This window comes from Velocimicrobium porci, assembly GCF_009696045.1.
GTDB lineage: Bacteria > Bacillota > Clostridia > Lachnospirales > Lachnospiraceae > Velocimicrobium > Velocimicrobium porci.
The window spans coordinates 1-10,255 of sequence record NZ_VUMT01000043.1 but is presented as its reverse complement, the minus strand read 5'-3'; the positions used below and the strand labels follow the sequence as shown (position 1 = coordinate 10,255).

At 36.9% G+C, this 10,255-nt stretch carries 11 protein-coding genes; 2 read left to right on the top strand and 9 right to left on the bottom strand.

Features of this window, described 5'->3' with window-relative positions; genetic code table 11:
• Window positions 1–119 precede the first annotated feature (119 nt).
• Complete coding sequence (locus tag FYJ58_RS14235; protein ID WP_154520345.1) at window positions 120–299, bottom strand: helix-turn-helix domain-containing protein; 180 nt, start codon at window positions 297–299, stop codon at window positions 120–122.
• Window positions 283–723: an RNA polymerase sigma factor gene (locus FYJ58_RS14230; protein ID WP_075680336.1), complete on the bottom strand. Its 441-nt coding sequence runs from the start codon at window positions 721–723 to the stop codon at window positions 283–285. The genes FYJ58_RS14235 and FYJ58_RS14230 overlap by 17 nt, the downstream gene beginning before the upstream one ends.
• A 521-nt stretch (window positions 724–1,244) precedes the next feature.
• On the opposite strand from FYJ58_RS14230, the gene FYJ58_RS14225 reads away from it, so the two are divergent.
• Window positions 1,245–1,592, top strand: a complete 348-nt coding sequence (locus FYJ58_RS14225; RefSeq protein WP_087418849.1) for a helix-turn-helix domain-containing protein — start codon at window positions 1,245–1,247, stop codon at window positions 1,590–1,592.
• A 99-nt stretch (window positions 1,593–1,691) separates the two neighbouring features.
• On the opposite strand, the gene FYJ58_RS14220 is transcribed toward FYJ58_RS14225, so the two are convergent.
• The 5 genes from FYJ58_RS14220 to FYJ58_RS14200 all read right to left on the bottom strand — a co-directional run bounded on the left by FYJ58_RS14220 (window position 1,692) and on the right by FYJ58_RS14200 (window position 8,732).
• Complete coding sequence (locus FYJ58_RS14220; protein WP_154520344.1) at window positions 1,692–2,027, bottom strand: hypothetical protein; 336 nt, start codon at window positions 2,025–2,027, stop codon at window positions 1,692–1,694.
• Between the two features lie 128 nt (window positions 2,028–2,155).
• A complete protein-coding gene (locus FYJ58_RS14215) occupies window positions 2,156–2,995 on the bottom strand; it encodes a tyrosine-type recombinase/integrase (protein ID WP_154520343.1) in 840 nt (279 codons plus the stop codon).
• Window positions 2,996–3,247: 252 nt separating this feature from the next.
• A complete protein-coding gene (locus tag FYJ58_RS14210) occupies window positions 3,248–5,302 on the bottom strand; it encodes a methyl-accepting chemotaxis protein (RefSeq protein WP_205839282.1) in 2,055 nt (684 codons plus the stop codon).
• 538 nt (window positions 5,303–5,840) lie between these two features.
• A complete protein-coding gene (locus FYJ58_RS14205) occupies window positions 5,841–6,959 on the bottom strand; it encodes an IS110 family RNA-guided transposase (RefSeq protein WP_154520341.1) in 1,119 nt (372 codons plus the stop codon).
• Window positions 6,960–7,067: 108 nt separating this feature from the next.
• On the bottom strand, window positions 7,068–8,732 hold the full coding sequence (locus FYJ58_RS14200; RefSeq protein ID WP_154520340.1) for an IS1634 family transposase: 1,665 nt from the start codon (window positions 8,730–8,732) through the stop codon (window positions 7,068–7,070).
• Between the two features lie 57 nt (window positions 8,733–8,789).
• Here FYJ58_RS14200 and FYJ58_RS14195 point away from each other — a divergent pair, with 57 nt between their 5' ends.
• Entirely contained in the window at window positions 8,790–9,122 is a 333-nt protein-coding gene (locus FYJ58_RS14195) for a helix-turn-helix transcriptional regulator (protein WP_331464214.1), read from the top strand.
• 22 nt (window positions 9,123–9,144) lie between these two features.
• On the opposite strand, the gene FYJ58_RS14190 is transcribed toward FYJ58_RS14195, so the two are convergent.
• On the bottom strand, window positions 9,145–9,579 hold the full coding sequence (locus FYJ58_RS14190) for a winged helix-turn-helix domain-containing protein (RefSeq protein ID WP_235912666.1): 435 nt from the start codon (window positions 9,577–9,579) through the stop codon (window positions 9,145–9,147).
• Between the two features lie 88 nt (window positions 9,580–9,667).
• Window positions 9,668–10,156 carry a hypothetical protein gene (locus tag FYJ58_RS14185; protein WP_205839281.1) on the bottom strand — a complete coding sequence of 163 codons (489 nt, stop codon included), beginning with the start codon at window positions 10,154–10,156 and terminating at the stop codon, window positions 9,668–9,670.
• Between the last annotated feature and the right edge of the window lie 99 nt (window positions 10,157–10,255).

Genomic DNA, 10,255 nt, shown 5'->3' with positions numbered 1-10,255 from the left:
ATGCACATGTAATTACAATATCCGGAAAATCATATCGGCTTAAAGATCATATCCAGACTGAAAATTAAAAAAGTTGTACATTATTATTTTGGAACTTTTGTACATTTTTGTATTGACATTTATACATCAACACAGTAATGCGGATTCCCGCACTCATCATAGAGCATTCTTGTAGACAGAGCTGCAATATACCCCTCGTAATGTTTCAAAACCTCATTGATTGCTTCCACATCGCCGGAAGCCGCTGCCGCAATGATATGGTAAGGCAGCAACTTTGAATATTTACTTGATTTCTCCATTCCTGATTCCCTCCATAATCTTTTTTAATGCCTGGAGTGAGCTTACCCGGTGATGATGAATGGTACTTCTGACAAGATTCATGTGCTTTGCGATCTCCGTATCTGTCATATCCAGAAAAAAAGACAGCAAAATAACATTCCGCTTCTTTTCCGGCAGATACTTCAATGCTTCACTGATCAGCTCGTCCTTTACCTCAATATCATAATCAAGGACACGAAATACCTCTGATTCTGCTATGTAATCATCCTCTGTATTCAACCGACTCAACTCCTCCTGCGTTAGTTCCGAGAAAGAAACTTCATGCTTCTGCCGATAGCTTCTTGCCCGTTCATAGTCAATCATTTCATTCTTTAACAGGGTTTTACAAAAGCTGTCAAACTGTTTCCTTATTCTTAACTGCTTTTCGGAAGAAGATTGCTCCATAAGAGTTCACCTCCTTCCGCACCCATTTGGAACAGAGTGAAATATCTCCCTTTCACTCCGTAGCACGAATGGAAATATGAACAGCGTCGAAAAATCGACAACTTTTTGAGAAAAATTTTATGTATATAAAAAACGCCCTTGCAGGTACATACCCACAGGACGCTTCCTATATCTGATATTAAATTTTTACCTCACAATGCAAGTACGCATAGTGCACTTTCCATGATATACTTTGCCGCATCTGCGAAGATGCGACCTATAAAATTACCTTTCCACGCAAAATGCCGGACAGGTTCCTAATAACATAAAAATATCCTCTAAACTGTTCAGAACACATAACTCTCCCAAACATATTCAAAGGACAAAACAACGTGAAAAAACCTTTGAATACTGCGTTTTTTTATATGCAATATCCAAAGTTCCTATATTCTATTAGTGCATTATACCCCTTTACTAAAGTGAATTATTAGTGCATTTCCAAACCAAAACGTGCACTATACACTATACATGGAGGTGCATATATGGCTAAATCTAAGAAAATTGATAAAGACATGGGTTTTCGTCTTAAAAAGGCTAGACTGGATCAAAAGCTGACATACGATGAGTTATCAGAAATGTCCGGTGTTTCCTCAAGGTATATCAAGGAAATTGAAAATCATGGCAATATTCCAAGCCTTGAGAAATTGGGGCAACTGATTCGTGCTTTACATATCTCCGCTGATCCTTTCTTTTATCCGGCAGCTCCAACCGACAATTTGGATTATCAAAGGCTGCTGGTCTATCTCTCACAATGTACGGAAGAACAGATAACAACGATTCTTGCCATTGTGGAAGCCTATCTTCGGACATATAACAAACCCACAAATTAGAATAGCAGAAAGATTTTGATTTTAACTTGATTTTTTCTGAATTATTCTGGAGAAAAACAGGGTGGAAGTTCCATGACCGGAACGCCCCACCCTGCTTACTTATTTCATTATTGTATTCAATAACTCTTTCACCTTAACACTCTCTTTAACAATCCCAAGTCCAGCAAGTATCTGTACTGCATCTACGATACCCTGATAATAGGCTCTCTGTTGCTCCTGAAAGTGTGCATGATCTACAATATCCATATAGTTTTCCAAAAAAATTCTCTGCTCTGTAGAAAGGTCAGATAAGAATTTTTCATATTCCCGGTTTGCTTTTTTCAGTTCCTTATCAGCTTTCTTTGTTTCCTCTGTCTGTATGGAATACTCACGTTCGTCTGCTTCACTTCGAAGCTCCTCAAAAACATCAGATAGCTTTTCAAATACTTCGTTCATTTTGTGTCCACCTTTCTCTAAATAAGTATTGCATTTTACAGGCAGTATTATCAATCCTAAAATTTCTTACAACAATATTTTTCTGCACTTCATCTTTAGAAGTATATTATCAAGATTATTCCGTAAAATCAATCATGTGGCACTTCATCTTTAGAAAGTTGGTGATGATTTGAAAATTTACCTTGAACTTCTTCGGAAATATATACAGAATCTTTTATGTTTCCTTTGCGGATAATATTTATTGTTCCCATTTCGCGGGAATAATCAGTACAATCAATTCCACATAATTCGGATAAACGCATCCCGGTAGTAATGAGAAGATAAATCATTGTTTTATCGCGCATGGCAATTGCAGGAAGCAGAAGAGTACGTTTTGAGTTTTTTCCTTTTTCTACAAATTCATTCTCTATTTTTTCAAAGGCATTATCATAAGCAGCATCGACTTCTGCAAAGAAGGGTTCTCTTTGAAACTTCTCAAGAATTTTTGTGGTTGAAGCATCCTTTTTTTGTAATTTTGGTAAATCAGCTTTCAAGGAAGGATTTGAAGATATATACTCTCTATTGTATAAGAAACGGTATAACGCACGAACAGATGATAATTTCCGCTTGATGCCGACGTCTGAATTAGTATATGTCATATCAGCACCATTTTTATCTTTTCCATTATATTCAGAAATCCAGTTAGCAAAATCTTCAAAATCACTAGCGGTAAACTGTTCAAGTATTTCCGGCGTTATTTCTTTTAAAGATTTATCTTTAAATAATGGATTCGTTTCAGTAATAAAACGAAAAAACAGTTTTATATCACGAAGATTTTCTTTTCTTGCCCGGACTTGTATTTGTCTGGCACGACTTGAATTAAAGGCTGCACAATAATTTGGCAATTCTTCAAGATATTCTGCAATCTTTTCGTTGCATTCATTACGGATAGCATCATTATATTTTATTGTTCTTTTTTCTTCTTGCATAAATAAATTCCTTCCTAATTTGTGTCAATATATATTATCAATATTCTTCAAAACAATTAACAATTGATGTAATAGTTGTTCTGAAGAATATTATACACCATATACATCATTTCGTAAACCGTAAGTTTTACGAAATGATATGTGAAGATTTAATGAAAATAAAGATTTATTGAAATAACCCGTATCTCGATAAATTGTGATACGGGTTATTGGTAAAAATAAAGATATTTTAAATCATATTAATCAGGTATGTTATACTGTATATTTACTAATCAGCTCGTTCAGTTCGCCTACGATTTCATCCATCTTGACAATCTGTTCTTTAATGCCTTCGAGTTCTTCTGACTGACGAGAGGTAGATTCTGATACCTCTTTTGAAGATGCAGCTGATTCTTCAGAGATTGCAGATATGCTTTCTACAAGGTTTAATAATGCATTTTTTGCTTCAGATACAAATGCAATACTATCAGTAATTGCAAGAGAACTTTCTCCGACCTCTGATGTAGCGTCACTTAATTTGTCAAATACTTCTTTTGTGCAGGAAAGTGCCTCGCTTGTTTCTGCAATTGACTGTTTGGTAAAGCCCATACGTTCTGTTGTAGATTCCACAATATTAATGATTTCTTTAATAATGTTTGAAATTTCCTGTGTTTCATGTGTTGATGACTCTGCAAGATTGCGTACTTCATCAGCTACTACAGCAAATCCCTTTCCCTGTTCACCTGCTCTGGCAGCTTCAATGGAAGCATTCAGCGCTAACAGGTTTGTCTGAGTCGCAATACCACCGATTGTATTTACTATTTCGCTGATTGAACGGGATTTTTCCTGTAATTCTACGATCTTTTTCTCAACTTCATTAATGGCATGAATGCTGTTTTCAAAGTGTTCATCAAGATTAACGATGGTATCTCTGCCTTCATTGTTGATTTCTTCCATTTTTGTAATATTACCATTCACATTTTCAATGTTTGAAATCATATTTTCTAAATGGGTGGACAATTCACTTGTATTTTCATATACTTGTGTGTTATCCTGTGCCAAATCAAAAGTTCCTTGAGAGATTTCTTCTGTTGCATTGGAAATCTCTGTACTCGAATGTGTTACCAGTTCCAGAGAATTTCGGATCGTATTGGAAGAATCTTTAATCGTATTAGAGGTACTTTTTACATTTGTAAGCATCTTTCTTAGATCCGCTGTCATATCATTAAAAGCTTTTACAAGAACTCCAATTTCTCCACCATGTTTTCCATCTACAGACATATTCAAAAAGCCATGAGATATCTTTTCTGCTATTTTTGATATGTCTACGATTGGCTTCAGAATCTGACTGATTAAGATAATCAAGATGGCTGACATTATAATCAGTATGCATAAATTGATTATAATTCCTACACTTAAACTTTTAGCAAGTTGTTTTGTTAATACTTTGGTATTGTTTGAAATGACCTCAACATGTTCAAAATATGGAGCTGTTTCTACGGTTAATTTCATTGCATATGTAACATCATCTCCGCGATGAACTGGATAATAAATAGATTCCGTTGTTTCTTCAGAAATAATATATTCTGTTCCACTGGAAAATACTTTTGAAAAACCACTATCATTTGTTGTTTTTCCTTCTTCAAAAGAAGCAGTCTCTGAATCTTCCCCAATCTTCATTATAACCGTATTATCACTATCCACCACAATCAGAGATGAAAATCCTTTTGTTCCTAATGAAAAATCTTTGACTTCTTCTTTTATAGCATCTGAATTCAGTGCTGCCTCTAGGCATCCTTTTCCATCTTTTCTAGGAATCGCTGTATATTTATAAATACTTCCGCTTTCCGCTGAAATCTTTAAATTGGATGGGAGTACTAAATCCGGATTATCAAGAAGTGCCGCATACCCATCCCAGATATCAAATAAATTGAGCGTTTTGGATGCTGGATCGGTGGAATAGATAAAATCACCGTTTGAATTGCTTATGAGAAAGTCTGTCATATTTAGCTTTTTAGCAATACTTTTAAGCTTTTCATCAGACATATTTGCATCTGAATCATAGACCTCCTGCAGATAATATGCAGCATACAGCATACTGTTATCTACTTCATCTTCTAAAGTTACCATATACTGCGAAATAGTATTTGCAAGTTCAGATAATGTGGTATTAATCTCCTCCTCCGATTTTGCTGTAATTACCTCTACTGTTTCATTTAGTCCTTTCGTTACTTTGGTTTGCTGTTGATTGTATTGAATTATAAGACAACCAACCATAATGGTAATAGTAACGACTATTACCATACCTAGTTTTTTCTTTACTGACATGTCATTTTCCTCCATATTATATTATGTGTTTAATATGTAAATTTTATACTAATAAATATATTAAAAAAAGGACATTTTTCCTTCTTACCTTAACTTTTCTTTTTTTGTATAACTGATATGTAATGACCTCTTGTCAAGTACAAATTAACAGAAATCACCACAAAAATTTATTTAATTGTCTGAAGGCACCCAGAAAGAGCCTCGGAGTATCAGTTCCCGGCATTGGCCACTCTGATATACGTGGATTGGTTACCTACAGGTCAATGGTCCGCCGTGAGCTCTACCGTCTAATTGCGTGGATCACAGATTTCTCTGTGCCGACATAGTTAGGTCGTAGATAGCTCGAACCTTGAAATGGCCGAAGCCCTTTCAGGATGTCTTCAGTTGTTTCTTTTATTACTGGCCAGATGTATGTGGCGTAAGCCACCTTACATCTGCTTGATTACCCGCTATAACAGAGGGATGATGATGTCAAGACTGCGAAGCACCGCCATAGGCGGCTTGGTCTTGATATCGGCAGCACGATGTTATACCTGTATCAGGCAATACGGTCTGTCATCATTCCCCACATGAAACAGGCAAGCTCACGCGCAATCGCTGTTTTAGCTACGTTGTGTTTTTTGCTCTTCCCAAGAACCATTTTGTAGTATCGGCGTCTTAAGCGTTCATTGGCTTTATCTGCATAAGCGATAACCTGCGGCGAATTACCCGCTTGACGTGATTTCAGTTCCTTGGATTTGAATCCTATCTGACCACGGGCATAGCATTGGGAAGCTTCTGTAAGGAGCATACGGACATGGCGATTTCCTGCTTTGGTAATACCAAGCCTTGTCTGTCCATCACCGCTGGAATCCTCGCCCGGAACAAGTCCAATGTAAGACGCAAAATTCTGTGCAGACGCAAAACGCTGAAAATCACCAACCTCAACCAGAACAGATAATGCGGTGTGAGTCTTGATGCCGATGAAACAGCAGAGTTTCTTAACTGACTCTCTGTATTCATCCTTGGAAGCAAGTTCTTCAATGCGCTTGTCCAACCGTTCAAGCTTATCGCTAAGAGTAGTATAGGTCAGCAGATATTCATCGAGGATTTCTTTGTAAAGTGCCTCAGGGTTCAATGACTTAAGCCATTTGATGTGTGCTGCTGTCCAGTGGCTGTTTCCATCGTAGCGATAGTTGTGGCGAAGACAAAATGCCAGGATCTGCTGCTTGACCTTTTTCAGTGCCAGTTTATGATCATCCCTCATACGGAGGAATTCTTTTGTCTCCTCGTCCGTTGCTGTAGGGATATGAACAGGACTGTAATTATGCTGTGCCAGACATTTGGCAATGATTTCAGCATCACGTCGATCAGTCTTAATTCTTCTTTTGCTGCGCTGTTCAAGCATCGTAGTTGGAGCAAGTATCATACAGTTAACCTGATGTTCTGTTAATTGATGATATAAAGTATAACCGAGGCAACCAGCCTCATAACCGCATATGAAGTTAGCATTGTTTCCGTAGACGGTACGAAGAAACTCCAGATACTTCAGAACATTTTTGTAATCAGCTTCTGTTCTCTGGAAGTGAGAACCTTTCTCTGCATCGATTGTGTACGCACATAATGTAAAACTTTCTTTATGTACATCCATTCCTACGTAAACTGTGTTATAATTCATTTGATGACCTCCCTTTGTATGCGGTAATCCCTGTTACCATTGTTCTTGACAAACTTTAGTATACAGGTAAATCCACGAACCTACAATGTGGAGGTCATTACATATTGTCTAATTCCTGGAATTCATCTGATCCGCCACCTGATTTATGTAGCTTTCAGTTATCCCAAATTGTTTCAGTATATTCTTCTGTTTTTTGGTCAATCCATATCTTCTGATATACACATCTTTGCTGTTTTTTACAATTGTTATTTTTTCAAGTTCACTTATTGCAGCCGGAACCGTATAATTCTTTCTGTCCTTTTCTTTTTCACTTACTTTCTTTAATCCCTGAAAGATATAATTACGGACTATGCTTGCTATAAACATCACATAAGTCTTGCTTTCCAAGGAATCCTGACTATGTACCCTGAATGTATCATATTCTAATCCTGTCTTAAGCATCCTAAATATCTTTTCCACGCTGTCCCTTTTTCTGTAAATATCAAGTGCCTCTGATGCACTCATTTCTTTCGATGTTACAATCACAAAGAACCCAAGTTTATCGATCTCTTTCTGTATCTCATTCTCATTTCTACTGTATGATTCCAGATATCCGTTATTGTCATATTTTAGTTTAAACAGCTTTTTATATGCCACCATATCTTCTTTCCGTCTGATTTTTTCATTCACCTTTTTTTGAAGATGTTCTTCCTTCTTTACCAGCTGCTTCAAATACTCATTCTTTTCCTGGCTTGCCCGGACATTGTCATAGTAAATATGAAAATATCTGACTGTTATGTCATCCCCAATTGTCCCCTGTTTTGTCAGACCATAAACATCATGCTCCGCCAGATAGTACTTCGCCTTTGTAAGTAAAGGAAGTTTTGCTTCCTTCAACATATCCCTCACTAATATACTGTTATTCTTTATCATCATCAAAAAATCGTAACCTTTTGCATCAAAATACCGGATATTCTTTATACTAAAATACCCTCTGTCCAGTATCAGTCCCACATTTTTGTATCCGTATTCTTTCGCTCTGTCTACCATATGTGTACACTGGGTATTATCTATAATACTTCCCGGATACATTTCATAAAACAGCGGTGTTGCATCTTTATGATTCACAGCATAACTGATGTTCACCTGTGGAATATCACTGTCCTCCTTTGCGTGTCCATACTCTGCCATATCAACACCATCTGCTTTTGTGTTCATATTTGTACTGTCATAACTGATGTATATCTCTGAATGCTCCGGCTGTATTTCATTCCACTTTGATACAAACAGTTCTGTCTGTGCATAATCCACCGCATTCTTAAAAAAATCCGATATTTTTGTATCGTCCCATTTCTTTTCCGAGTTTACAAGATGTCCCCACACAAAATCTGAATAATGTTGCATCGTACTTGTTTGCCTGATTATCATATAGCTGACCAGATCCTTTATGAGGTTGGCATCTGTTTCTCCATGAATACTTTCAAGCAGTTCGCTTATCTTTAATTCCTCCATAACCTTAAAGATGAGCGTGGAAGCCCCCACCTGAAGTGCATCAGAAAAAGCAGGTGCTTCTTCATCATTTCCACCAACTATTTCATAGTATTGATAGAAGCTGTCATTCGGATTCATATTTTCGTCATCCACCATTTTTCCAATGCAGACTCTTTTTTCCACAACATACTGCTTATCTTTTTTATACTCACTTCCAGTCACATGATAAACATACTCACAGTTCCTTTGACGATATATTTTCGTCCCCTCCGGACGTTTTACAAGAACATCTTTTCTAATCATTTTTTACCTCGCGTTTAGTTATGTACATAACTAAATTGTATCACAAAAACACCAATATTGCAAGCAAAAAAGTGCCGATTTCTCGGCACTTTTCTATATTTTTTCTTATTTAGTTACGGTCTTGAAGAAAAGTTAAGGATTTACTGGAATAAAGAAAGCAATTCCAAAAATCTGATAGGTCAGAGAGTAAAAGAATTGCGAACCGAAAGGCAGCTATCGCAAAAAGCACTGGCAGAACAGCTCCAGCTTGCCGGATATGAATTTAGCGATTTAACCGTATTACGAATCGAACAAGGTACACGATTTGTTCCTGATTATGAAGTAGTTGCCCTTGCTGAATTTTTCCATGTATCTTGTGAATATCTTTTGGGTGTCAGAAGCGAAAAATAAGCAGTGATCTGTATTTCTTCATTTACAGACCGCTGCTTAAATTTTTGTTGAAACGATAGCCTACACCCCATACCGTCTGTATGTAGATCGGCTTGCTTGGATTGTCCTCTATCTTCTCCCTTATATTGTGGATATGGCTCATGACAATATTGTAATCGCCATCATAAAATTCCTGCCAGACGATATTATATATCTGCTCCTTGCTGAATACACGACCTATATTTTCCGCAAGTAGCATAAGTATCTCAAATTCCTTCCCCGTCAAGGCAACTTCCCTGCCACTTTGAAATACCTGATGCCTGTCCGGTAAAATTTTTAAATCTTTAAATTGAAGCGGCATACCGCTTCCTGCGGATATTCTTTGAAGGCTATGCCCACTCTCATTGATTACCTTCAGTATTTTTGTATATAAATCTTCATCAGCATTGTCAAGATGAAGAATAAATATTTCGCTCATAAAAATCTCCCTAACACAGTGTACACTTTTTGCCTGTACAAAAAAGTTAAGCAATTTCTCCCTCTCTGCTTCTCCTAAAGTATCTAAATCATATGATTCTTACTCCTGTCGTTTTCCTATGCAACCACCATGCAGCAATTCCAATCATTACCCCTGACAAGAACAAATCAACTGCCGGACACCATACCATACTATCAAAAGCCCTTCCGGCAAATCTGTATATTTCATTCCGAGTATAAAAATCAGTACTGCCAGCAAGTCTTAAAGGCATAAAATTGGCGAACAGATGATTGACATCAAAACTTATCATCTTCTCCATAATAAGCAGAAACACCCAATAAAAACAAATCACTACAACTCCTGCCATAATCCGTTCTATTATGACTGAAATCAGTATTGTCATAGAAACCACAAAGAGAAGCGCCACATACCCACGAATAACATTCCATAGAAATTGCTCCATATATGTAATATGAAACACAGAAAAAAAAGTATCCTCACTGCTTTGTATATACTCGCTACCGCCTGAAAATCCGAATGGTATCATTTTTATAAAAAAGTGTCTTCGACACTTCAACTCCCCTGCCCTCAATCTTGAGGGAATTTAGGGGTTTCTTTTTGTTAATTTTTCCTGCATAATAGGGTTATGAATATCTTACAAAGAATCTTTACCGAC